This window comes from Treponema sp. R8-4-B8, from assembly GCF_054786175.1.
Genome location: NZ_BDHE01000487.1, coordinates 16,873 through 38,457, shown reverse-complemented (window position 1 = coordinate 38,457; position 21,585 = coordinate 16,873). Strand labels below are relative to the sequence as shown.

Here is a 21,585-nt window from a genome sequence, read left to right as displayed (position 1 = left end):
TAGCGAATTGCTCCCACGAGCTACCATGCCCCACCTGCGTTCTAAGATGTATGCCAAATAAAATACTTGTGGCAAACGCAACTGTACCTGACACTCACCTTTATCACTGTTTAGAATATTTTGAGAAATAATGGACACGATCAAGATTTTCAAAATGTTTGTCCTGAGTGTATAGATCAGCGTCCCGCAAGACAGCGGTAGCGTAAATGATCTTCATCCCGCTCAAAATGCGTGTTAATTCCTTTGAAAATGCCATAAGCGTCTTTTGTAGCTATTCTATGTGGCTGTTTCGACAGTGTTTGCTTGCCCTTTAAAAACATGGCAAAGTCAAGCAGTTCAACGGCCGTTTCTTCCAGCATGGTTTCAATCTCTCTCATTAATAGTGCGGTTTTTGTCATATTCTGAATATATTAATGTTCGCCGTTTTTGTCAACCGCCGGTATCGCAGACATTGGGACACGCACAGTATTTGTTTCCGTTTTTTCTGCTTTTCTAGGGAAAAAATTTTCCACTACAAGACAACGCTTAACTGATAAAAAATTCTTTCGATACTGACATATATTTCTATGTGAGCTACTGCGCGTAGCCTGCCCACCTGTACTAAAGAAAATTCTCAAGTCTACATCTTGCCCTCACTTAGAAAAAACAATCCTAAAACTTGCAAAACAGCCCCAAAACAGGCTAGAATAAATAGGTTTAATTAGAATGAAATACACACTTTTAACCCTATTTCCAGAAATCCCCGACGCTTTCTTCGCCAATTCCATCATGGCAAAGGCAATAAAACGGGGAATTATTGACTATCAGGCAATAAATATACGCGATTTTGCTACAGACAAGCATAAAACCTGCGATGACGCGCCCTACGGCGGCGGTCCGGGGATGCTTATGCTGCCAGAACCGTTAGATTTGGCTATTAAAAGCGTACTTCCCGGCGAAAATACAGCCGCAAAACCGCGCGTTATCTACCTTTCACCCTCAGGCCGCCCATTTAATCAGGAAACTGCCCGCGAATTGGCGGCTGAAAAGGAATTAATACTGATTTGTGGGCGTTATGAGGGTATCGATCAACGGATAATCGACCGTTACGTGGATGATGAAATCTCGGTGGGCGATTATGTTCTTTCTTCGGGCGAAGTGGCGGCATTGGCAGTAATTGACGCTACCTACCGGCTTGTGGACAGCGTAATTTGCGCGGAATCTCTTGATGAGGAAAGCTTTTCCGGCGGACTTTTGGAGTATCCCCAGTTTACACGACCTGAAGTTTTTGATACAATGAAAGTCCCTGAAGTATTGCTGTCCGGTCATCATGAGCAGATACGTCTTTGGCGGCTTGAAAAGCGGGTTGAAAAAACCCTGCGTCAAAGACCGGACTTGATACAGAGAGGCAGAGAACCGGCTCCCGACGGAAGCAGGGTTTTTAGCGATGAAATTATTAAAATAATAGACCGATTGAGTCGGGAAGTTTAAGGAGAGAGAGATGAACGAGATTAAGGCTATTGAAGCCGACCAAATGAAAAAAGAACCGGGCAAATTCAAAGTTGGAGATACAGTTAAGGTTCACTTTAAAATTGTTGAAGGAAAAACCGAGCGTGTTCAGGCTTACGAAGGCCTTGTTATCGCCATGAAAAATTCCAAAGTTGGAAAAACCTTTACAGTGCGGAAAATTTCCTACGGGGTTGGCGTAGAGAGGGTTTTCCCGCTTCATTCACCGCGTATTGTAAAGGTTGAGGTAGTGCGCCCCGGAAAAGTCAGACGGGCAAAACTCTACTATATCCGTGAGAAAATCGGCAAGGGCGCTAAAATTAAAGAACTTATTATCAAGAAGGGTTCCAAAGGGGCGCATGTGCCTGTTACCGGCGCCGCAGCCGCCGGTAGCAATACCGCCGCTGAATAACTTCTTGTAAATTTTCTTTACACCTCCTCATTTTAAGCCGAAATTTATAAGGGGAACTGTAAATTTATCAATTTTAATCCCCAAGGAAACTAGAATGAATGTTGTAAATACCAGCGACCTTAGACCCGGACAGATTTTCTCCGCGCCGGTGTATTCAGAAGGTGAATATATGCTCGTATCAGCCAATGTTCCCCTTCGCCAAAGAGATATAGACGTATTAAATACGTGGGGTATTGAATATGTCAGAACAGACGGAGAAATGACAGAGACTAAACATAAGTTGAATTTAAAAGATGAATCAACCGAAGTAATATTTAAAGTATTAGAAGAACAAATAAAAGAAGCAATAAGCGAACGGGAAGAAATTCTTCCTGAAGAAACTATTCCTGAAAAGACTATTCCTGAGGAAATTATTCCTGAGGAGATTATTCCTGAAAAAAAACCTTCAAAGAAAATTCCCGAAGAAGATGAAAAGTCTGTAAAAAAAGCAAATATTAAATTTTCCATAACTGACGTCCGTCAAAATTCCAGTCCGTACAGAAAATATAAAACCATTATTGATAAACTAAACGCTTTATTTACCGGTTTAAAATCAGGAACAGATACTGAAATGCGCACGGTCGATAATATCTGCATTCGATTGCTTCAGGATTTGCGGGAGAATCCGGACAGTTTTGTGGGCTTTATTCTTGGCGGAGAAGTTTCAGGAAATGAATTGGCAAAAAGCTCCGTTAATACCGCGATTCTTTCCGCGTTGACAGCTCAGGAACTTAAACTGCCTAATCATAAAATACATAATGTTGTCGCGGGGGCGTTGCTTCACGATATTGGTATGCTCAGATTATCAAAAGGCATAACCGAGAAAAAAGGCGGTCTTTCCGAAGCAGAGCTTGAACAAATAAAAAGCCATCCTTTGCACACGTCAAAAATCGTTACAAAAGAATTATTCGGTCCTCATGAGGTAAATTTAATCGCCCTTCAGCACCACGAGCGGTGGGACGGCCAGGGTTACCCTGATAAACTTGTAGGTCAGGCTATTGATATTGGCGCCCGGATTGTATCGGTAGCCGACGCGTTTGAAGCGATGGTTAGCAAGAAATCCTACAGGAATTCCATGATTGGCTATCAGGCGGTAAGAAACTTGCTTTCTGATAACGCGCGCCGTTTTGATCCAGCGGTAATTATCGCTTTTACAAAAATAATGGGGATTTATCCTATTGGTTCAATTCTTCGCCTTAATGACGGATCTTTAGCGAGGGTTGTAAGCATACACGTTGACGCTCCGATGCGGCCAAAAGTCCAAATGCTGACGGACAGAAAGGGAAATGGCCTTACTACCGGAAGTATGGCAATTGTCGATCTTTTGGAAGAAAGAACGTTGTTTATTAAGCAGGCGATAGATCCGGCTGATTATGCCTAATAGCAGTGGATTGGGAAAAGTAGGGGAAGAGAAGGCTGCCGCCGCTCTTGAAACCGCTGGAATGAAAATAATCGATAAAAATTACAGGTCAAAAACAGGGGAAATCGATATTATCGCCCTTGATGGTGAAACAATCGTCTTTGTGGAAGTAAAAACATGGTCTTCGCTTGGCATGGAAGACCTGCAATACAGCATTGATAACAAAAAACAGAATAAAATCATTAAAACCGCTAAGTATTTTCTGTCTGAAAATCGAAAATATAGTAATATGGCAATTCGTTTTGACGTTATATTTGTCAAAAATAATAAGAAATCTGAAGGATTTCAATATACCCATCTTGCGTCAGCCTTCACGGAGAGTGTATGATGATAGAACAGGCTTTGAATTCCAAAATACCTGACATCAGGCTGGAGATATTACGGCGGCGCATAAATGATGAAAACTACCTTCATGCCGCTATTCAAAGACTGGCTCTTGTATTGAGCAATGAAATTATGGATATTACCCATGAAGGCGGGTGTTATGAGCGGCAGCGGAAAAGGCGGAAATAACCGAAAAAATCGTCAGCGTTTCTCCGGACGGAGAGATGATCCACAAAAACATTTAAAGAAACATACTTCGGCAAACGATCAGGAAAATTTATTTTATGACGGAAAACCGGACAAGAACAAAACAAGCATGTACGAGCGGCCTCAATGGACAACGCCGGAACTTCCCGCAAACCCCATCACTACTCCGGACTGCCCCTGGTGCGGAAAGCAAATAAAAGATATTACTACCGCCATTTCAGATAAAGAAACAGGCCGCCCAGTACATTTTGACTGCGTACTTGCGCGGATTGCTGAAACGGAAAAACTGGAACACAATGACAGCATTTGCTATATTGGCGGCGGACGTTTTGGAATAATTCATTATACCAATCCTCTTGATACAAGAGAATTTGTCATTAAGAAAATATTTGAATGGGAACCCAAAGATACTGAAAGCGAATGGCGCCGCCCGATAAGCGAATATTTTTCGATTACGTAAAAGGAGATGTTATGATTGGCGTTATCGGAGCGATGGAAGATGAATTGACTTTTCTCTGCGAAACTATGGGAAAATTTACCACGGAAAAAATAGGGATATTTGAATTTTTTACGGGAAAGCTCGAAGGGAAGGATGTTACGATACTTAGATGCGGCATTGGCAAAGTAAACGCAGCGGTGGGTTGCGCCCTGCTCATTCAAAAATTTTCCCCGGACTGCATAATAAATACCGGTTCCGCCGGCGGCATTCATTCCGATTTAAAAGTTGGCGACGCTGTTATATCCACCGGACTTCTATACCACGATGTTGATGTTACGGCGTTTAACTATGCGCCCGGCCAGCTTCCCGGTCAGCCTCAAGTTTTTCCAGCGGATGAAAAACTTGTAAAGCTCGCGGAAAACGCCGTTGATGAATTAAAAGCGGAAAATGTTCTTCCCGCCGAATTTACCCACCGCAGAGGCATGATTGGCTCCGGCGATATTTTTATGCACGAGCCTGAGCGTATAGCCGCGGTGCGCCGCTTATTCCCCAATGTTGACGCGGTGGAAATGGAAGGGGCGGCAATAGCGCATTGCTGCCGTCTTTTTTCCGTTCCCTTTTTAGTAATCCGCGCGTTATCTGACATTGCAGGTACGCAGTCGCCGTTAACCTTTGATGAATTTTTACCAATCGCGTCTAAACATTCCGCGCATATAGTGATGAGAATTATCAAGAAAAAGTAATTTCATTTTAAACGGAGGGTGTTATGAAAAGTAAAAGAATAGCGTCGTTTTTTTTGACCGCCGCGGTTTTATGCGCGGTATTGGTTACCGGCTGTTTACGCGCTGAGGCGCAAGAGAAACCGAAAACACAGGACACACCGCGCGAACAGCCGCAAACGGGTACGCCTGTTGTTTACATGACAGACAAAATAACCCCCGAAGGCTTGCTTGCGGTTTATGACGCTCTGGGACTGAAGGCAAGCGGAAATGTCGCGGTAAAAATAAGCACCGGAGAGCCGGGCAATCCCCACTTTCTATCTCCTTTGCTAATTAAGAATTTAGTGCAAAAAGTGAACGGCACTATTGTTGAGTGCAACACCGCTTACGGCGGAAAACGCGCAAATACAGCCGCCCATTATCAGGTGGCGAAGGATCACGGTTTTACGGCAATCGCGCCTGTCGTGATTTTGGACGAAAAATCAGAGATTAGTATTCCCGTTACAGGCGGCAAACATTTAAAAGAAGATATTGTAGGCGCGCGTTTTAAAGACTTTAATTTTCACATTGTGCTATCTCACTTTAAGGGCCATCAAATGGGCGGCTTCGGCGGAGCGCTAAAAAATATGTCCATCGGTTACGCGTCATCAGCCGGCAAGTCATGGATTCATTCGGCGGGAAAAAGCAAAAGCGGCATTAGGGGCGGCGATCAAAACGACTTCCTTGAATCAATGGCAGAAGCCGCCAAAGCGGTTGCCGACGCTAACAAGGGAAAAATTCTCTACATCAACGTGATGAACCACCTTTCCGTAGACTGCGATTGCAACGGCAGACCCGCCGCCCCGACAATGGCAGACATCGGCATACTAGCCTCTCTTGATCCCGTCGCTCTTGATCAGGCCTGCGTTGATCTTGTGTACAAGGCAAAAGACGGCAAAGACCTTATCGCGCGGATAGAATCAAGGAACGGTATTTTAACGATAAAACACGCGGAAGAAATCGGCTTGGGAAGCAAGACTTACAGGTTAATCCGTATTGATGGTTGAAGTTTTAAAGCGCGAATTTATTTATATATGGTATTATTTCTCGATTCAGTTTGAACAGATTTTTGGATACTGGGCGATAGGAATGGCGCTTGGCTCTTTTATTTCCGTATTTGGCAAAGAAAAAATCCACGAAATGTTTTCGCGTCTGCGCGAAAAAAAACTCGGCTTCCTCGGCGTTATACCCGCTTCGCTTTTAGGGATCGCCTCTCCCCTGTGCATGTACGGAACAATCCCGATAGCGGCGTCATTCGCCGAAAAGGGAATGGAAGAAGACTGGCTTGCCGCCTTCATGATGGCTTCCATTTTGTTAAATCCGCAACTTCTTTTTTACAGCGCCGCTCTTGGAGTGGATGCGCTGGTTATACGTTTTGTTATCTGTTTTTTGTGCGGCATTGCCGCAGGGGCGGTGATAAGGCTCTTTTTTAAAAACAAACAATTTTTTAATTTCTCCGGTCTTACCGCCCCCGCAAACAAAGACACCCACCCAAACCCTGTATTACGCTTTCTAAAAAATTTCGCCCGCAATGTAAAAGCAACCGCCGGATATTTTCTAATTGGCGTATTACTTTCCGCTCTTTTTCAGCGCTATGTTCCGCCCGAAGGTTTTGCAAGACTTTTCGGCGGCACTACCCCAGCAGGAAGAGGCTTTGCCATATTAATGGCGGCTACCATAGGCGTACCCCTGTACATGTGCGGCGGCGGAACCATCCCGCTTCTTCAAACATGGCTACGCAACGGCATGAGCATGGGCAGCGCCGCCGCGTTTATGATTACAGGCCCCGCCACCAAAATAACAAACCTTGGAGCGTTAAAAATCGTACTTGGCGTAAAACACTTTTTTTTCTATTTGTTATTTACCGTAGTATTCGCGTTTGTCAGCGGCGTTTTGGTGGATTTGATTTATGGGGCAATTCATTAGACTGTTTTCGAAATGCTTCTCACAAAGATCACAAAGGTACAATCGAACCTTCGGTTCGCGAACACAAAGAGGAAGAAGGGGTTATTGTCCGTTATCTTATCGTGAAGTCCACGCATAGATAACGAACAACAACATTGCTCACTGCTCACTGCTCACTGCTCATTGCTCACTGCTTTTCACTCCTCTTCCTACCTAGCGTACTCCGTAATCCTTGTCTCTCGTATCATCGTAACCTTGATGCGGCCTGGGTAGTGAAGATCGTTTTCGATCTTTTTAGCTATATCCTTTGCCATCTCTCTTGTTTGCTCATCGTTGACCGCTTCGTTGTTTACTATTATGCGAAGTTCTCTACCCGCTTGAATAGCATAGGACTTGTCTACGCCGGTAAAGCCGGTGGCGATGTTTTCAAGGTTTTCAAGGCGCTTCATGTAGTTGTCCAGGGTTTCTTTTCGCGCTCCGGGACGCGCCGCCGAAATCGCGTCGGCTATCTGTACAAGAACCGCCTCTATGCACGTCGGCTCAATGTCATTGTGATGGCTCCCGATGGCGTTTATAATACGAGGATCCTCTCCCATTTTACGCGCCATGTCCATACCGATTTCGGCGTGGTTCAAGTCGGAATTTGACTCAGTGCCTTTTCCAATGTCGTGTAACAAAGCGGCGCGTTTGGCAAGGTCGCGGTTGCAGCCTACTTCAGCCGCAAGCATACCGGCGATTACCGCCACTTCTTTTGAATGGTGAAGCACGTTCTGACCGTAACTGGTGCGGAAATAAAGCCGGCCAAGCGCGCGGACAGCGTCCTGTTTTATGTTGTGAATGCCCATGTCAAAGAGAACTTTTTCGCCTTCTTCAAAAATTTTCTGCGAAATGTCCTTGCTTACTTTGACGACAATTTCCTCAATACGCGCCGGATGAATCCGCCCGTCAAGGATCAGCCGCTCAAGGGCGATCTTGGCAATTTCACGGCGCACCGGATCGAAACAGGAAATAACAACCGCTTCGGGCGTGTCGTCAATGATGATGTCAGCGCCCGTTAAGGTTTCTAGGGTGCGGATATTACGGCCTTCCCTGCCGATAATCCGCCCTTTCATTTCATCATTGGGCAAAGTGACGGTGGTTACGGTAACATCGCCCGTAACTTCCGTCGCCAGCCTTTGAATTGTTGTTACTAGGATATCTCTGGCCTTTTTTTCAGCCGCGAGATTGGCTTCCTGCTCGATCTTGTTAATAAGCGATTGCGCGTCGTGTTTCGCGTCGTTTTCAAGGCTTTTGATTATCAGAGCTTTGGCTTCTTCGGAGCTTAACCCCGAAATACGCTCAAGCTCGGCGCGATAACGCATTTCCTCTTTGGAAAGCGCGTCCTCGCGAGTCATAAACCACTTTTCCTTTTCCGCGAATAACTGCTCTGTTCTTTCTATCTGAGCGGTTTTTTTATCAATCGCTTCTTCTTTAACTACAACGCGGCGTTCATACCGCTGTAATTCTGCCCTGCGTTCCCGGGTCTCTCTCTCCTGCTGGTTCCTTTCACGGATAACCTGTTCTTTTGCTTCAAGAAGAATCTCTTTCTTCTTTGCCTCCGCCTCTTTTATTGCATCCTGTTTTATTCGTTCTGCGAACTGCTCTGATGCCGTAAGTTGAAATCTGGCATATAGCCATCTAATAATCCAGCCTAAAGTTAACCCGGCAAGAGGGAGGATAATAAACCATATCCACATAATTCACCCCTTACCGAAGATAATTTCAAAATCTATTGTAAGAATACACTAAATTTACGTTGGGTGTCAAGGGAATATAATAAAAAAAATCGAAAAAGTTTAAAAAGTGATAAAAACGCGAATTTTGGGCAAAAAACCCGCGAATTTTGAGTGTTTTTTGAACGGGCTTTGTGAGCGCGAACACTTGACATTATTCCACAAGTTATGTATTAGTATAATAGGTTGAAAAAAGACAAAAAAACGAAAATCTGCCATAAGCATAGCGAGTCTATGACCGCCGCCTTACGGCAGGGTTATTTAAGGAGGAGAAAATGAAAAAATTATGGATTGGAATACCGTTAGTTATACTGGTATTCGGAATAATGCTGACCGGTTGTGATATGTTTCTTGAAAACGAAGAACTTATTGGAAAATGGTACACATCGCAAGCTGCAGCAAACAATGAAAATAGCGTGGTAGCTTTCGAATTTACAAGTGACGGGCAACTTAAAATCAGCGACACTACATTTAAATATGAATTAGCCGGACAAAACATTACTTTTACAACGTTATCCGATGCAGCAAGAGGTTCAGCAAATTTCTCTATTTCCGGTACAGAATTGACCATCAGCACAGGCGGTCCCATTACAGCAAGAAAATACTACAAGCCCGGACTCGGCAATGATAACGATGAATCAGCTACATACACAGTTTATGTAAAATCCTTTGGCTGGAGTGCTACTGATTCTTACTTTGGAACGCTTATTAAAGAAAAAGATTTTTTACATTCTGAATTACATAATGGGTTCGAAAGCTTCAATTTTGAATTAACAGAAAACTTTAAGAATGTAACTCCAAATGAATGGACTGAGGCCCAGCTTAAAAATTATATAAAAGAATTAGGGCTTACTGACGCGCAAGCCGCGGCTGAGACAACTTGGCTTATCACAAATACGCACGGCTATTTTGGTATCAGGATTGGACCAAATATACGCACAATTCTAAAATAATACTCGAATCATTTTGTGCAAACTGCATGGTTGCAGTATTTTAGAAGGTTGTTGTTCGCAAACCAAGTGTAAATTTTCACGCTTGGATAACGGGCAGCAACCTTTTTTCTTCTTTGTGCTCTTTTCTTCCTTGGTGTTCTTTGTGTGAAATCTTAAGCTAATAGCTAACTATTGATTGATACTTACGGCGCCTTGTCTAACTCATTACCCTCAAACATAGCCAACATATTTTTATTACCAAAAATCGTAGCATACTTTCTTGCGCTGACGCCAAGGGCGTCTTTAATGTCAGGGTCTGCGCCGGCTTTAACCAGCATTTCAACAATTGCCTCATCTCCGGCTCCTACAACGACAACCAGCGCGGTCTGTCCGTCCTTGCTTTGAATATTCACGTCCGCTCCGGCTTCAATAAGGATTTTTACCATATCTTTATTTTTTTCAAGAGCGCTGTCAAAAAGAGCGGTAGAACCCCTGTCTTCGGCAATGAGATTCACTTGAGCGCCGGATTTGAGCAGAAGCTCAAGGGTATTTAATTGCCCGTTTCTGGCGGCAATACTGATCAAGGGAACTCCTTTTTTGTCTTTTGTATCGGGCGAAAAACCTGCGGCTAAAAAGAGAGAAACTTCCTCAGCTTTATCTTCGGCAACACACTGGGAAAGTGAGTCGTTTGTCACGGAAATGCCCATATCAAGCAAGGTTTGCCTGGCATGATTTGTCTCCGACGCGGCTTCATTTTTTTTAAAATTTTCGTATTCTTCGGCGAGATAGCCATGTAATTTTTCTTCAGTATCAAAAAATTTGAAGCAAAAGGAATATACATCCGGAATGTTTTCTATAGCTTTTTGCCCGCAAACAAGAATAGGAAGATGCGAACCGCAAAAAAAACCCGCAAAAAAATCTATCCACCCCGGTCCAAGCGCCGAAAGAACCGCAACATGGCTGAAATTTTCAATGACTTTCGGTCCTTCATCCCTGGTTTTAATAATAAGCGTTTCCGAGGGAACACCTGTTTTTTCAAGGAAAGACACAAGCTGTAAGGCTTTTTCTTTCTCTTCTTCCAGACAAATATGAAAGACTTTCATTTTTCTCCTCCTACATCCTAAACTCACTGCCCAAATAAACTTTTCTTACCATCTCATTATTCAAAATTACGTCTTTATCACCTCTCGCAAAAATATTACCGTCCGCGATGATAAACGCTTCGTTGGTAATTTCCAGAGTATCGCGGACATTGTGGTCTGTAATAAGGATGCCAATGCCTTTTTTGGCAAGTTTGCGGATTATTTGTTTAATTTCGTAAACCGCGATTGGGTCAATTCCGGCGAAAGGTTCATCTAAAAGCAGAAACTTCGGCTCTGTAGCAAGGGCGCGGGCAATTTCCGTTCTGCGGCTCTCACCGCCAGAAAGAGTGTAGCCTAACTGAGTGCGGATGCGCCCGATGCCGAATTCTTCTAAAAGGCTTTCCAGTTTTTCTTTTTTTTCGTCTTCTTCAATGTCCTGTCGGCTTTCCAGAATTGCCCAGATGTTTTGTTCAACGGTAAGTTTGCGAAAAATTGACTTTTCTTGCGGAAGATAGGCAATGCCCATTCTTGCGCGGCGGTACATCGGTTTTTGAGTTATATCAACGCCATCCATTGTCACATAACCCATTGTAGGCTGATAGAAACCTACAATCATGTAGAAAATTGTAGTCTTACCCGCTCCATTTGGGCCAAGAAGCCCTGCTACTTCGCCGTTTTTCATTGTAAAATTAACGCCTTTTACAACCAGTTTTTTCCCGAAGCTTTTAAATAAATTTGAAACGCCTAACGTATGTTCCTGGATTTTCGGCTCAGGTTTTTTTTCACTTATAACTTCAATAGCAAGCGGAATTTCAACTTCAACTTCATTTTCATTGTCGGCATTGTACCTTGTTAACGCCGATGTTATGATTGCCGCTAAAATATCAGACGGGATTTCTGTTTCCGGGACGTTCTCCTTTGTTAAAGCTTTGTTATATGTCATAAGATTTAATTCATTATTGTTCCGGAAACGGTTCCTTCCATAATAACGTCATCCGTGTCTAAATCCACACGGATTTTATCCGCGCGGAATTCATCGTCCTTTTTAAATACTACAGGAAAACCTGAAAGATCTAGTAATTTTTCTTTACGGTGATAAATCGCGTATTCGGAACGGCAAACCATGTCGTCTTTGAACAGGCGCACGTTAATTTGAAAAACAGCGATTTCTTTTTTATCGTCATATTCAATAAATCGCGCTCTTGTTACAATCTCATTATCTCTGTCCTCCATAGATGAATTGCCTTCAAGCCGCGCTATTTTTAATTTGCGGTCGTAACGAAGTTTGTCTGTAAAAAATAAAATATTCTTATCTTCTTCATGTCCCCACACATTACCTGTACATACGATAAATTGGTTATTTTTTCCCTGTATTTCTATTTTGTCGGCGCGTAACAGCAGATTGTCAGAGCGGACTTCCGCATGCCCTATTAAAATTGTCGTCTCGTTGCCCAGCGCCTTTGAACCGGACATTTTATCCGCTTTAAAAGTAAAAGTGTCAGCGTTAACGTATTGAACGCGAAAGAAAAAGAAGAAAATTAAACACAAGCCGCACAAACGTATATATTGATATTTCTTTTTTTCTTGTACAGGTTTATAAAGATTTAAATTTGATAATTTATAGTTATTCATCACCAGTTACTTCCTGTTTCTCGGTTTCATCGGCTTTATTGGTTTCATTGGTTTCACCAACTTTACCGATTTCATCGTCTTTATCGTCTTCTTGAATGTAAGAGCCGCTTACATCGCTAAAAAATTCAAATGTACGCTTGCGCGCGTCCGCAGTTAGGCCTGTGCCTAAAAAATGCGTGCCGTTTTCGCGGTAAATATTAACCTCGTCCTCAGTTCCCGTTGAAAGAATATGCGATTCATCTTTCCAATCAAGCTGGTTTGTTTCTATTATAATATCTTCAGATTCAACTTCAAGCCTTACTCCGTTTGTCATCTGAATATCGCCGGAATTAATATCTACCGAAGCATTTCCCGCGCTTCCCATTGTGTTTACTTCGCTGCCCTTATCTCCGTATTGTTCAAAAGTAAAGTTTTCCAGTTTCATGACGCCTTGTTTCTCATAACGTTCCGCGCGTTCCGCATAAACCCTCGCTATCGGATCCGCCGACCTTACGCGTATATATTCAACATTTATCATTACTAAATCGGGCAGTACTCTTTCCGAAGAGTCTGTTTCCCCGTAATCAAACGTACATGAAAGCGTTATGAGAAATATCAATATGCAAATTGCCCCATACACGGGATTTATTCTCTTTTTCATTTGCACTTCTTAACCGCGGCGATAAAATCCCTGAACAGTGGAGCCGCCGCGGTCGGTTTAGATTTAAATTCGGGGTGAAATTGAACAGCTACGCCCCATGGGTGATCAGGCCATTCAACACATTCAACTAAAGAACCGTCTGAATTAAAAGCGGCAAGTATAAGTCCGGTCTTTGTCATTTCTTCGCGGTACTGGTTTGTCAATTCATAGCGATGGCGGTGGCGCTCCATTATGCGCTTTTCACCGTATGCCGCTAAAATATGAGTGCCGTCTTCGTTTACCGTTTCCATCGCGCCAAGACGCATAGTACCGCCATAATTTTTTACATTTACCTGTTCCTCAAGAAGACTCACAACAGGGTGTTTAGAGTCACGGGTAAATTCAGTTGAATCAGCGTCTGCCCAATTAAGCACATTGCGTCCCCAATCAATTAACATTATGTGCATACCTAGGCAAATTCCCAGATACGGAACTTTATTTGTCCTTGCCCACGCCGCCGCTCTTACCATGCCTCCGATTCCCCGCTCGCCAAAGCCGCCGGGAACCAAAATGCCGTCAACCTGAAACATGCTGTTTTTAGCGGAGTCTCCGTGCCCCAAAATAGCGTTAGTATTTTCAGTTTCCTCCAGTTTAGACGAGTCTATTTTTACAAGCTCCATTTTCACTCCGCACTCAAGGCTTGCGTGAAACAGCGCTTCGTATAACGATGTGTAAGTGTCGTGTAACTCCATATATTTTCCGACAACGCCGATCCTCACTTTTCCCTTACGCGCCATGAAACGTTCCATCACTGAATGCCACGGGCGCATATCGGCATGGCGGCTTTCAACGCCCATCTTGCGAAGAATCACCTGATCAAGTTTTTGATCAAAGAAAACCATCGGTATTTGATAAATGGTCGTATCAATATCCGGTGAAGTAAACACAGCGTCAATGTCAACATTGGTAAAAAGCGCGATCTTCCGCCGTGTCGCTTCTTCCAACATTACCGGAGCGCGGCAGATTAAAATGTCGGGTTGAATTCCCATTTCCTGCATTGACTTTACGGAGTGTTGTGTCGGTTTTGTTTTTAATTCGCCGCTCGCCACTTCTGGAATTAATGTTAGGTGAACTGAGATTGCATCGTTTTTATTTTGCTCGTGGATAATTTGACGTGCCGCTTCTAAAAACGGAATGGACTCAATGTCTCCGACAGTTCCGCCGATTTCTACAATGACGACATCGGTGTCGTTTTCTTCTTTTGATACCGCCAAAATACGGCTTTTTATTTCGTCGGTGATGTGGGGGATTACCTGCACGCATCTGCCGAGGTACTGACCTTCCCTTTCCTTGCGGATTACCGCCTCATAAACTTGTCCCGTTGTTATTGAGTTTGCCTTGCTCAGGCGGCCTTTTGTAAAGCGGGCATAATTGCCTAGATCGAGGTCGGTTTCCGCCCCGTCGTCGGTAACGTAGACCTCGCCATGCTGATAGGGACTCATTGTTCCAGCGTCAACGTTGATATAGGGGTCGCATTTTACCATTCGGACATTAAGCCCCCTGCTTTCAAGCAAGGCTCCTATTGAAGAAGCGGCAACACCCTTCCCCAAACTGGAACAAACGCCGCCCGAGACGAAAATAAACTTGTTCATGTAATAAGATTATCGCGGATTTTGGAAGGAGTTTCAAGTAGTCGGTAAATAGGCAAAAGCGGCTCTAAAAGCCGCCATACAAGACAAATTCAAGGTTTTTGACTATAATCTAAACATGACCAATGCCAAATTGAGCGTAAAACGGCTGCCTTACGCGGTTAGAGTTATAAGGAAAAAATGAAAACTTTATGGCGTATAGCAAAAGAAGCTGTCAGATACAAAGGCTGGCTGTTGCTGGCTATTTTTGGCACGCTTATGCTGACGACAGTCAATCTGATTGCCCCAAGAATAATGGCGAATATGACGGGACTTGTGGCAGCCGGCATGACGCGGGAAAATTTGATCTCCGTACTGTGGATGGCGGGCGGATTGTTAGGTTTATTCCTGATACGCATTCTGTTCCGTTTTTTATCCAATTACTGTTCGCACAGGGCGGCGTGGCGGCTTGTGCTTGAACTGCGGATAAAGGCCTACAACGCGATTCAATCTTTTTCCATGGACTATTTTCACAACAAGCAAACGGGCGAGTTGTTAAGCAGAGTAATGAACGATGTCGCTACATTTGAATTGATTTACGCCCACATCACTCCCGATATTATAACAAATTTTGTCACACTCACAGGCGTGACAATTATTCTCTTTAATTTAAACGCGCGTCTTGCGCTTATCACCTGTATTCCCATTCCGTTCATTCTGCTATCAGGGTGGTTTTTTATCCGCAAGGTGCGCCCCAATTTTCAAAAAACGCAGAAGTCGCAGGGGGAATTATCCGCGCAGCTACAGGATAATTTATCGGGTATTCAGGAGATACAGGCTTTTGGCAGACAAACTTACGCGTCTGAAAAAGTTTTAAAAAAAGGCAAGGATTTTACAAATAACATGCTCCGCGCCTTGAAGTTAAGCGCCATATTTCATCCAAGCGTGGAGTTTTTAACTTCCATTGGCAGCGTAATTGTCGTCGGCTTCGGCGGATTTTTAGCGTATAAAAATCAGCTTTCCGTCTCTGAAATTGTCGGCTTTCTTTTGTACCTTGCCCTTTTTTACGCGCCGATTACAGGCGCCGCCCAGCTTTTGGAATCCGCCCAGCAATCGCTTGCCGGAGCGGAGCGCGTGATTGAAATTTTAGACGCGCCGCAAAGCGTCAAGGACAGCCCCACGGCAAAAGCAATCGGAAAAGTGAAGGGTCAAATTACTTTTGAGAATGTCAGTTTTTCTTACATTCAAGGCGTTTCTGTTCTTGATAACGTATCGTTTGAAATTAAACCCGGGCAAATGGCTGCGTTTGTAGGAGCGACAGGCGTGGGAAAAACCACATTGAGCAAACTTATATCAAGGTTTTATGATCCGACAGGCGGAAAGGTATGTCTTGACGGACATGATTTGCGTGACATTACTTTGGAAAGCCTGAGAAGTAATATCTCTTTAGTTTTGCAAGACACGTTTTTATTTAACGGAACTATTGAAGAGAATATCGCGTTTGCAAGACCGGACGCTTCGTTTGAAGAGGTGAAAACAGCGGCGCAGACCGCAAGGATTCATGATGACATAATGCAGATGCCGGAAGCGTATCAGACGCAGATAGGCGAACGCGGCGTTAAGTTGTCAGGCGGACAAAAGCAACGCATAGCGATAGCAAGAGCGGTACTGTGCCAGGCTCCGGTGCTTATTCTTGACGAGGCGACCGCGTCTGTTGACGTACACACCGAGGAGCAGATACAGCAGGCGATCAATGAAATAGCTGGAAGCCGCACCATCGTAACAATCGCGCATCGGCTTTCTACCATTCGTAACGCGGATGTTATTTACGTTTTTGAAAAAGGGCGAATTGTACAATCGGGGAGCCATGCGGAATTGATTGAACAGGAGGGGCTTTACCGGAGTTTGTGCAGAACGAGTAAATGATAGGGAGTTGTACGGAAGCGGTTGTATATGAATAGGACTTTAATTGCCGACTTGATTGTGTCGATTCACTTTGGATATGTTATAACTGTTGTCGGCGGACTTTTTGTAATTATACTCGGAGGCATTTTTAAATGGCGTTTTATCAAAAATTTTTGGTTCAGGGCAATTCATCTTGCGATGATCCTTCTCGTTGTTTTAGAAACGCTATTTGGAATTTCATGCCCGTTGACGGATTGGGAATACGAACTCCGTATTGCGGCAGGACAACAAAATGTTGCAAGTGGATCATTTATCGCGAGGTTGATTCATCTATTAATCTTTTATAATTTTCCGCAAATTGTATTCACAATTGCTTACTGTGTTTTTGGGATAGCCGTTCTAATGACATGGTGGTTGATTCCGCCTGTTTATCCGTGGAAGAAGAGGGAAAAAACGTAAATTCGATTTATTATTTATTTATTTTTCTCTTTTTTTTGATCATCCAATATGAGCAATACTTCAGATAATGTCAAAAATTTGACCATTTTCATTCACCAAGCCGTCTTAAAACAGCTCCGTATTTTTTATTTATTTTTTCCAGTGAATGTATTATTGTCTTTTCCTGATTATTTTCAATTTGGGACATATATTCATCTATATATTTACGAGGATTTATTATTTTTGGTCTCGCAATCTTTACATCATCAAAATCTTTGTCTCCTGTAATTAACAAATCAACTTTTGACTCAATTGCATTTGCCAATACAGGTAAATCATCAATATCTCTTATATTTGGATATTTTTTATTGTTGGTTTTGTTAAAAATAAATAATTCATGAGGTGTTTTTTGCAAAAAACTTTTCATTTCAAATATTCTATGTGAAAATTTTTCATTAAATACATCTTCTACTTCACGAATAGTATACTCACTTAATACTAAAGAATAATTGTCTATCAAATGGTTAAGTACAGTTGAGATTATTGATTTTGGAAATAATACTGCCGAAACAATAATATTTGCGTCTACCATTATACGCATATTATTTATTTTTTATTTTTCTGCGAGATTTAATATATTTTACAACATCATCAGGATCGTTAAACCCGGCTTGTTTTGCTTCGCCCTTCATAATGTTTTGAAAATTTTTTAATGCAATTGATGCCGAATTTTGAAGAAAATATTTCCCGTTTTCTTCAAAAAATAATATCTTATCCCCCTTTTTCAAATCCATTTTTACCCTTATATCACGAGGTATTGTTACTTGACCTTTTGAGGTAATTCTTGCAACTTCCATAAAAACTCCTTACTTTCCTTACATTTTATTATGAAAATAAAATACTGTCAATAGATAATTTCTTTTTGTCGTGGTTATGTTTATGACCTGTACAAGATTGAGCGTGAACAGTGGCGGCTTGTGCGGTTGGAACAGTAGGTATTTATTTTTGAGGAATTTCTTACATTGCCATTAAAACTGCTTTATCGCCATTAGCGCCGACCAGTTCACGGCGGACAGGATCAACTATCAGGTCCATAAATTCCAATGGCATTACGCCAAGAAGCGTTTTCCCGCCGGGTAATACTACCGCATTAACCGAAGCAAAACGGTCTTTCCATTGAATTTGTACAGGATCGGTAACTTTACATTCTATTTTTCCGCCTCCGGCAAGGTTTATTTCGCGTTTTTCAACTTCCGACACTCCTAACTGTTTGAATGTGTCCTCTGTGATTACCAATGTTGTGGCTCCGGTATCGACTACGGCGGTTAATGTTACGGTACGGACTTCTTTTTCGGTTATATGTCCATCTTTGAGACGAATTAGATCACCTGCGTTTTTAACGGTGATTTCTGCGGATACACTTCCCATACGATCCTCCTGCTTTAATTATATCGTAAAAAAGTGGTTAGTACAACGTACGTAGGGATTTGATTCGAAAAGATTCTCACAAAGAACACAAAGGAAAAGAAGACCACAAAGAAGAGAATAGAAAAAATCAACATTCTACACGTTGTTTTTTAACTCATTGGCGATGTATCTTACTGTAGATAAAATATCTTCTTCGGCTATATCCGTAATATTTAACGAATACTTCATTTTTTAATTTTTTCTCGAATAGATTTTATTGCCCCTTTCATTGGCTTAACTCGTCCTTCTTTAACTTGTGCAAGACCTTTATCAATTAATGTATACAACTCCAGTTTGCCTGCCAAAAATTCATACGTCTCAATGCTCATTACAGCAAGATCGCCTGTTCCATTTTTGGTAATAAAGACAGGTTCAGCGTATTTATGGCATAATTCAGAAATTTCATTATATTTATTCCTTAAATCCGCACTTGGTCTAATTGTAGGCATAAAACCCTCCTAAAAATTATATATCAATATTATATCATAATAATTGTATTTAATCAATAGGTATTTTATTAGGAAAGATTCTCACGAAGAACACGGAGGAACAAAGATCACAAAGGGGGAAAGAGGGAAGTTTTATGCTCCTCCACATACGATTCAATATTCTATAGTTTATTTTTGATTTCAAGCGATACAAATATTTCCGCAATTTCGTATATTTTAATGGCAATTTCCGCATATTTTGCAAATTCTGTTTTCTTATTCCCTGAATTGTCCAATGCTTTGCATATAGCTATAACCATTTCCTTGATAAAACCAATTTGAATAGAGTTATGCTTGCCTGTTTTACACCATGTGGCAAAATGATCGCAGTTATTCAAAGGCAAGTTATAACCAGTATCATTTAAACGTGAGCGAGCCCTGTTTATAACTTCATCGGGAGAAAAGCATTTCTCATTTGGGAATTCAACAACGAAAACAGGAAAACCATCAGCAAATTTTTCAAGAGATGTTTTACATATAATAGCGGTTTCCTTTGATTTTGAAGCATTTTCAGTCGGTGTAAAATGAATAACGGAATTTTCATCTTCATATATACCGCAATGGAAATAAGGAAAACGAAAAGCCCAAACCACATCGCCTTTATTCGGAGTTTTTACAGTAACAGGCTCAATTTCCATTGTATTTACTCCTGTCAAGGCAAATTGGTTTGGGCATTTTTATACTCCATTACCTTACTGCGATTGAATAGTCAAAGTGATGTTTTGGTAAATATATTCGCCCACGAAAGCAGACCCGTTCCAACCAGCTCCGCGGAAACCGTTAGCCCAATTTTGTGTATTACCGGAAGAGACAGTAATAGTTGTACCAGTAAATGGAGTATAACCGGTAGCGCCGGCAGGAACTTTAACCGTAACGGTTATAGAAGAACTAAGAAATCTAAATAAAGATGTACCAAGAGTAGGTGCGGTAGTTCCCATGGTAATAGTCAAATATGTACTTTCTGAATATGTACGCATAAAAGCCTCTTCACCAATAGATGTCACTTTTGGAATATCCAAAGTAGTTAGCTTAATACACCCACCAAATGCACTCTTGCCAATAGTTGTTACTTTTGGAAAATTCAAAGTAGTTAGGTTACTGCACAAATAAAATGCACCCTCGTCAATGGTTGTCACCTCTGGAAAGTTCACAGTTTGAAGCCTTACACTACCAGTATAATTAAAAGCATATTTTCCGATTGTGTTTATATTTGCCCCGCTTATGGATATAAGATTAAAGAAGTCTCTAAAAGTCCCTGAAGAAGAAGTCCCATCCGCTATGCTTGTTGCGGCTTCAGGTAAAATAATAGAAACTATCCTTCCTGTTGCATCTATTACGGTGGGGGCCGGATCAAATGACGTTCCGTCCATTGTGCAGGCGGAAAGATCAAGATTGATATACTTCATACTGCTCTGAATAGAATTAAGTAATTGCTTCCAACCGCTGTTTTCCGAAGTCATATCTCCCAGATCAATGCTTTCAACACGGTCTATCGGGTTGGAAGAGGTATCACCAGGCTGCGGTGGCTGTGGTGGTGGCGGTGGGACATCCTCTTCCCCACAACCAATAACCGTAAATCCTAATACTAGCACCAGTACCAGTATTCCCAGCCAAAATCTTTTGTTTACCATAGTTTTTCCTCCTTACCTTGGCAACAAAGTATATATTATGTGTTTAAATTTATAAAATCTCAATATTTTGGGTGTTCCGTAATAATTAAATAATTTAATTATCCCCAATAAATTTAAATTTTATGGCACATAACTAAACGCTTAATTAAATTTTTTCATTTCACCTCCATTAATAAATCCTTCATTGAATCCCTCATGATTTCCCTTCCAATACTGTCAGGCACAGGAGTCCCCGGACGATTCTGTATTGCAATAAGTGATTGAGCGATGTTTTTAAGATGTTTTCGCCCCTTGTCGCTGATACTGCCTAAACCTGAGTAAATAAGAATTAAATTATCTCCGTCCAAAATAATATTTCCCGATATTTTCATAGGAATAATAATATTCTCATAGAAAATATTTGTCAACTGCTTAAAACTGTAATTTTGCCTTGAAAATTTACTCTTCTTGTTCTCTATGATGATATTTGCTAAACTATGATAATGAAGGTAAATGAGCGGTTAGCCTACGCCAGAAAGAAACTGCACTTAACCCAAGCCCAATTTTCTGAAAAAATATGTGTTAGTACGGGATTTTTATGTTCTATGGAGATAGGAGAGCGTAAAATCAATTCCCGTATGATCAAGCTCATCAACCTAACTACCGGCATCAGCGCAAAATGGCTGGAAACCGGAAAAGGGGAAATGTTCGCAAGCGAGCCGGATCGGGAAATTGAGGAAATTGTAAATCTTTACCGCCAGTTAAATCCCTTCTTTAAAGGCTATTTTAAGCGGCAGCTGCTGGAAATTATTAATTATGAGAATAGTACTAGAACGGGAAAAGAGGAATAGTTAGAATTTACTCGAAAAGATTCTCACAAAGCACACAAAGGAAGATAAGATCACAAAGGGGGTATTGTTGTTCGAGGGCTATGCGTTGGTTTTACGATAAGATGAGGGACAAATATCTTTTTCCTTCTTTGTGTTCTTTGTTCCTTCGTGATCTTTGTGTGAAATTATGAAA

At 42.0% G+C, this 21,585-nt stretch carries 27 protein-coding genes; 13 read left to right on the top strand and 14 right to left on the bottom strand.

The annotated features are described in order from the left end of the window. Nucleotides 1-176: 176 nt before the first annotated feature. The gene (locus ACYVRA_RS13285; protein WP_461253199.1) at nucleotides 177-398 is read right to left on the bottom strand and encodes a hypothetical protein; all 222 of its coding nucleotides are present in this window, start codon (nucleotides 396-398) and stop codon (nucleotides 177-179) included. A gap of 307 nt (nucleotides 399-705) precedes the next feature. Here ACYVRA_RS13285 and trmD point away from each other — a divergent pair, with 307 nt between their 5' ends. The 9 genes from trmD (at nucleotide 706) to ACYVRA_RS13240 (ending at nucleotide 7,010) form a co-directional block, all read left to right on the top strand. Next, nucleotides 706-1,470: a tRNA (guanosine(37)-N1)-methyltransferase TrmD gene (gene trmD, locus ACYVRA_RS13280; RefSeq protein ID WP_461253198.1), complete on the top strand. Its 765-nt coding sequence runs from the start codon at nucleotides 706-708 to the stop codon at nucleotides 1,468-1,470. A 10-nt stretch (nucleotides 1,471-1,480) separates the two neighbouring features. After that, a complete protein-coding gene (gene rplS, locus ACYVRA_RS13275) occupies nucleotides 1,481-1,897 on the top strand; it encodes a 50S ribosomal protein L19 (protein WP_461253197.1) in 417 nt (138 codons plus the stop codon). A gap of 94 nt (nucleotides 1,898-1,991) precedes the next feature. After that, nucleotides 1,992-3,317 (top strand): HD-GYP domain-containing protein, encoded by a 1,326-nt coding sequence (locus ACYVRA_RS13270; protein WP_461253196.1) that lies wholly within the window; start codon nucleotides 1,992-1,994, stop codon nucleotides 3,315-3,317. Beyond that, entirely contained in the window at nucleotides 3,310-3,684 is a 375-nt protein-coding gene (locus tag ACYVRA_RS13265; RefSeq protein WP_461253195.1) for a YraN family protein, read from the top strand. Before ACYVRA_RS13270 ends, ACYVRA_RS13265 begins: the two co-directional genes overlap by 8 nt. Beyond that, nucleotides 3,681-3,869 carry a hypothetical protein gene (locus ACYVRA_RS13260; protein WP_461253194.1) on the top strand — a complete coding sequence of 63 codons (189 nt, stop codon included), beginning with the start codon at nucleotides 3,681-3,683 and terminating at the stop codon, nucleotides 3,867-3,869. The genes ACYVRA_RS13265 and ACYVRA_RS13260 overlap by 4 nt, the downstream gene beginning before the upstream one ends. Beyond that, nucleotides 3,841-4,347 (top strand): hypothetical protein, encoded by a 507-nt coding sequence (locus ACYVRA_RS13255; RefSeq protein WP_461253193.1) that lies wholly within the window; start codon nucleotides 3,841-3,843, stop codon nucleotides 4,345-4,347. Before ACYVRA_RS13260 ends, ACYVRA_RS13255 begins: the two co-directional genes overlap by 29 nt. A gap of 11 nt (nucleotides 4,348-4,358) precedes the next feature. Beyond that, nucleotides 4,359-5,069 carry a 5'-methylthioadenosine/S-adenosylhomocysteine nucleosidase gene (gene mtnN, locus ACYVRA_RS13250; RefSeq protein ID WP_461253192.1) on the top strand — a complete coding sequence of 237 codons (711 nt, stop codon included), beginning with the start codon at nucleotides 4,359-4,361 and terminating at the stop codon, nucleotides 5,067-5,069. 23 nt (nucleotides 5,070-5,092) lie between these two features. Next, on the top strand, nucleotides 5,093-6,091 hold the full coding sequence (locus tag ACYVRA_RS13245; RefSeq protein WP_461253191.1) for a DUF362 domain-containing protein: 999 nt from the start codon (nucleotides 5,093-5,095) through the stop codon (nucleotides 6,089-6,091). After that, nucleotides 6,084-7,010, top strand: a complete 927-nt coding sequence (locus tag ACYVRA_RS13240; protein ID WP_461253190.1) for a permease — start codon at nucleotides 6,084-6,086, stop codon at nucleotides 7,008-7,010. Before ACYVRA_RS13245 ends, ACYVRA_RS13240 begins: the two co-directional genes overlap by 8 nt. Nucleotides 7,011-7,198: 188 nt before the next feature. On the opposite strand, the gene rny is transcribed toward ACYVRA_RS13240, so the two are convergent. Continuing rightward, complete coding sequence (gene rny, locus ACYVRA_RS13235) at nucleotides 7,199-8,725, bottom strand: ribonuclease Y (protein WP_461253189.1); 1,527 nt, start codon at nucleotides 8,723-8,725, stop codon at nucleotides 7,199-7,201. A 311-nt stretch (nucleotides 8,726-9,036) separates the two neighbouring features. Between rny and ACYVRA_RS13230 the strand changes: the two genes are divergently transcribed. Next, a complete protein-coding gene (locus tag ACYVRA_RS13230; RefSeq protein WP_461253188.1) occupies nucleotides 9,037-9,714 on the top strand; it encodes a hypothetical protein in 678 nt (225 codons plus the stop codon). 182 nt (nucleotides 9,715-9,896) lie between these two features. Here ACYVRA_RS13230 and ACYVRA_RS13225 read toward each other — a convergent pair whose 3' ends face one another. The 5 genes from ACYVRA_RS13225 to ACYVRA_RS13205 form a co-directional block, all read right to left on the bottom strand. After that, nucleotides 9,897-10,796 carry an ankyrin repeat domain-containing protein gene (locus ACYVRA_RS13225; protein WP_461253187.1) on the bottom strand — a complete coding sequence of 300 codons (900 nt, stop codon included), beginning with the start codon at nucleotides 10,794-10,796 and terminating at the stop codon, nucleotides 9,897-9,899. Between the two features lie 10 nt (nucleotides 10,797-10,806). After that, on the bottom strand, nucleotides 10,807-11,718 hold the full coding sequence (gene lptB, locus ACYVRA_RS13220; protein ID WP_461253186.1) for an LPS export ABC transporter ATP-binding protein: 912 nt from the start codon (nucleotides 11,716-11,718) through the stop codon (nucleotides 10,807-10,809). 5 nt (nucleotides 11,719-11,723) lie between these two features. Then, nucleotides 11,724-12,323 (bottom strand): LptA/OstA family protein, encoded by a 600-nt coding sequence (locus tag ACYVRA_RS13215; protein WP_461253461.1) that lies wholly within the window; start codon nucleotides 12,321-12,323, stop codon nucleotides 11,724-11,726. Nucleotides 12,324-12,399: 76 nt separating this feature from the next. Further along, nucleotides 12,400-13,047: an LPS export ABC transporter periplasmic protein LptC gene (lptC, locus tag ACYVRA_RS13210; protein ID WP_461253185.1), complete on the bottom strand. Its 648-nt coding sequence runs from the start codon at nucleotides 13,045-13,047 to the stop codon at nucleotides 12,400-12,402. After that, nucleotides 13,044-14,678, bottom strand: coding sequence for a CTP synthase (locus tag ACYVRA_RS13205; protein ID WP_461253184.1), 1,635 nt, complete (start codon nucleotides 14,676-14,678; stop codon nucleotides 13,044-13,046). The genes lptC and ACYVRA_RS13205 overlap by 4 nt, the downstream gene beginning before the upstream one ends. Before the next feature lie 177 nt (nucleotides 14,679-14,855). On the opposite strand from ACYVRA_RS13205, the gene ACYVRA_RS13200 reads away from it, so the two are divergent. After that, nucleotides 14,856-16,580, top strand: coding sequence for an ABC transporter ATP-binding protein (locus ACYVRA_RS13200; protein ID WP_461253183.1), 1,725 nt, complete (start codon nucleotides 14,856-14,858; stop codon nucleotides 16,578-16,580). 27 nt (nucleotides 16,581-16,607) lie between these two features. Beyond that, nucleotides 16,608-17,018: a DUF2784 domain-containing protein gene (locus tag ACYVRA_RS13195; protein ID WP_461253182.1), complete on the top strand. Its 411-nt coding sequence runs from the start codon at nucleotides 16,608-16,610 to the stop codon at nucleotides 17,016-17,018. 88 nt (nucleotides 17,019-17,106) lie between these two features. Here the strand turns inward: ACYVRA_RS13195 and ACYVRA_RS13190 are convergent, their stop codons facing one another. From ACYVRA_RS13190 to ACYVRA_RS13160, 7 genes are all read right to left on the bottom strand, one after another. Beyond that, nucleotides 17,107-17,589 carry a putative toxin-antitoxin system toxin component, PIN family gene (locus ACYVRA_RS13190; protein ID WP_461253181.1) on the bottom strand — a complete coding sequence of 161 codons (483 nt, stop codon included), beginning with the start codon at nucleotides 17,587-17,589 and terminating at the stop codon, nucleotides 17,107-17,109. Nucleotides 17,590-17,599: 10 nt separating this feature from the next. Beyond that, entirely contained in the window at nucleotides 17,600-17,854 is a 255-nt protein-coding gene (locus ACYVRA_RS13185; protein ID WP_461253180.1) for an AbrB/MazE/SpoVT family DNA-binding domain-containing protein, read from the bottom strand. 160 nt (nucleotides 17,855-18,014) lie between these two features. Further along, nucleotides 18,015-18,425, bottom strand: coding sequence for an aspartyl protease family protein (locus ACYVRA_RS13180; RefSeq protein ID WP_461253179.1), 411 nt, complete (start codon nucleotides 18,423-18,425; stop codon nucleotides 18,015-18,017). 224 nt (nucleotides 18,426-18,649) lie between these two features. After that, entirely contained in the window at nucleotides 18,650-18,913 is a 264-nt protein-coding gene (locus ACYVRA_RS13175) for a type II toxin-antitoxin system prevent-host-death family antitoxin (RefSeq protein WP_461253178.1), read from the bottom strand. Nucleotides 18,914-19,074: 161 nt separating this feature from the next. Further along, nucleotides 19,075-19,590, bottom strand: coding sequence for a lecithin retinol acyltransferase family protein (locus ACYVRA_RS13170; protein ID WP_461253177.1), 516 nt, complete (start codon nucleotides 19,588-19,590; stop codon nucleotides 19,075-19,077). Nucleotides 19,591-19,644: 54 nt separating this feature from the next. Next, nucleotides 19,645-20,583, bottom strand: coding sequence for a leucine-rich repeat domain-containing protein (locus ACYVRA_RS13165; RefSeq protein ID WP_461253176.1), 939 nt, complete (start codon nucleotides 20,581-20,583; stop codon nucleotides 19,645-19,647). A gap of 155 nt (nucleotides 20,584-20,738) precedes the next feature. Beyond that, nucleotides 20,739-20,954: a hypothetical protein gene (locus ACYVRA_RS13160; RefSeq protein WP_461253175.1), complete on the bottom strand. Its 216-nt coding sequence runs from the start codon at nucleotides 20,952-20,954 to the stop codon at nucleotides 20,739-20,741. A 105-nt stretch (nucleotides 20,955-21,059) separates the two neighbouring features. On the opposite strand from ACYVRA_RS13160, the gene ACYVRA_RS13155 reads away from it, so the two are divergent. Then, nucleotides 21,060-21,413, top strand: a complete 354-nt coding sequence (locus ACYVRA_RS13155) for a helix-turn-helix domain-containing protein (protein WP_461253174.1) — start codon at nucleotides 21,060-21,062, stop codon at nucleotides 21,411-21,413. The last annotated feature ends 172 nt before the right edge of the window (nucleotides 21,414-21,585 follow it).

Excerpts from the sequence above, each read along its gene's own strand:
- ACYVRA_RS13255 (WP_461253193.1), top strand. The coding sequence starts at position 3,841 with ATGAGCGGCAGCGGAAAAGGCGGAAATAACCGAAAAAATCGTCAGCGT.
- ACYVRA_RS13155 (WP_461253174.1), top strand. The coding sequence starts at position 21,060 with ATGATAATGAAGGTAAATGAGCGGTTAGCCTACGCCAGAAAGAAACTG.
- ACYVRA_RS13180 (WP_461253179.1), bottom strand. The coding sequence starts at position 18,425 with ATGGGAAGTGTATCCGCAGAAATCACCGTTAAAAACGCAGGTGATCTA.
- ACYVRA_RS13205 (WP_461253184.1), bottom strand. The coding sequence starts at position 14,678 with ATGAACAAGTTTATTTTCGTCTCGGGCGGCGTTTGTTCCAGTTTGGGG.
- lptC (WP_461253185.1), bottom strand. The coding sequence starts at position 13,047 with ATGAAAAAGAGAATAAATCCCGTGTATGGGGCAATTTGCATATTGATA.
- ACYVRA_RS13170 (WP_461253177.1), bottom strand. The coding sequence starts at position 19,590 with ATGGAAATTGAGCCTGTTACTGTAAAAACTCCGAATAAAGGCGATGTG.
- ACYVRA_RS13195 (WP_461253182.1), top strand. The coding sequence starts at position 16,608 with ATGAATAGGACTTTAATTGCCGACTTGATTGTGTCGATTCACTTTGGA.
- ACYVRA_RS13200 (WP_461253183.1), top strand. The coding sequence starts at position 14,856 with ATGAAAACTTTATGGCGTATAGCAAAAGAAGCTGTCAGATACAAAGGC.
- rny (WP_461253189.1), bottom strand. The coding sequence starts at position 8,725 with ATGTGGATATGGTTTATTATCCTCCCTCTTGCCGGGTTAACTTTAGGC.
- mtnN (WP_461253192.1), top strand. The coding sequence starts at position 4,359 with ATGATTGGCGTTATCGGAGCGATGGAAGATGAATTGACTTTTCTCTGC.
- ACYVRA_RS13160 (WP_461253175.1), bottom strand. The coding sequence starts at position 20,954 with ATGAAAATATCGGGAAATATTATTTTGGACGGAGATAATTTAATTCTT.
- ACYVRA_RS13165 (WP_461253176.1), bottom strand. The coding sequence starts at position 20,583 with ATGGTAAACAAAAGATTTTGGCTGGGAATACTGGTACTGGTGCTAGTA.
- ACYVRA_RS13190 (WP_461253181.1), bottom strand. The coding sequence starts at position 17,589 with ATGGTAGACGCAAATATTATTGTTTCGGCAGTATTATTTCCAAAATCA.
- ACYVRA_RS13230 (WP_461253188.1), top strand. The coding sequence starts at position 9,037 with ATGAAAAAATTATGGATTGGAATACCGTTAGTTATACTGGTATTCGGA.
- rplS (WP_461253197.1), top strand. The coding sequence starts at position 1,481 with ATGAACGAGATTAAGGCTATTGAAGCCGACCAAATGAAAAAAGAACCG.
- ACYVRA_RS13260 (WP_461253194.1), top strand. The coding sequence starts at position 3,681 with ATGATGATAGAACAGGCTTTGAATTCCAAAATACCTGACATCAGGCTG.
- ACYVRA_RS13240 (WP_461253190.1), top strand. The coding sequence starts at position 6,084 with ATGGTTGAAGTTTTAAAGCGCGAATTTATTTATATATGGTATTATTTC.
- ACYVRA_RS13285 (WP_461253199.1), bottom strand. The coding sequence starts at position 398 with ATGACAAAAACCGCACTATTAATGAGAGAGATTGAAACCATGCTGGAA.
- ACYVRA_RS13270 (WP_461253196.1), top strand. The coding sequence starts at position 1,992 with ATGAATGTTGTAAATACCAGCGACCTTAGACCCGGACAGATTTTCTCC.
- ACYVRA_RS13185 (WP_461253180.1), bottom strand. The coding sequence starts at position 17,854 with ATGGAAGTTGCAAGAATTACCTCAAAAGGTCAAGTAACAATACCTCGT.
- ACYVRA_RS13225 (WP_461253187.1), bottom strand. The coding sequence starts at position 10,796 with ATGAAAGTCTTTCATATTTGTCTGGAAGAAGAGAAAGAAAAAGCCTTA.
- ACYVRA_RS13265 (WP_461253195.1), top strand. The coding sequence starts at position 3,310 with ATGCCTAATAGCAGTGGATTGGGAAAAGTAGGGGAAGAGAAGGCTGCC.
- ACYVRA_RS13175 (WP_461253178.1), bottom strand. The coding sequence starts at position 18,913 with ATGCCTACAATTAGACCAAGTGCGGATTTAAGGAATAAATATAATGAA.
- lptB (WP_461253186.1), bottom strand. The coding sequence starts at position 11,718 with ATGACATATAACAAAGCTTTAACAAAGGAGAACGTCCCGGAAACAGAA.
- ACYVRA_RS13245 (WP_461253191.1), top strand. The coding sequence starts at position 5,093 with ATGAAAAGTAAAAGAATAGCGTCGTTTTTTTTGACCGCCGCGGTTTTA.
- trmD (WP_461253198.1), top strand. The coding sequence starts at position 706 with ATGAAATACACACTTTTAACCCTATTTCCAGAAATCCCCGACGCTTTC.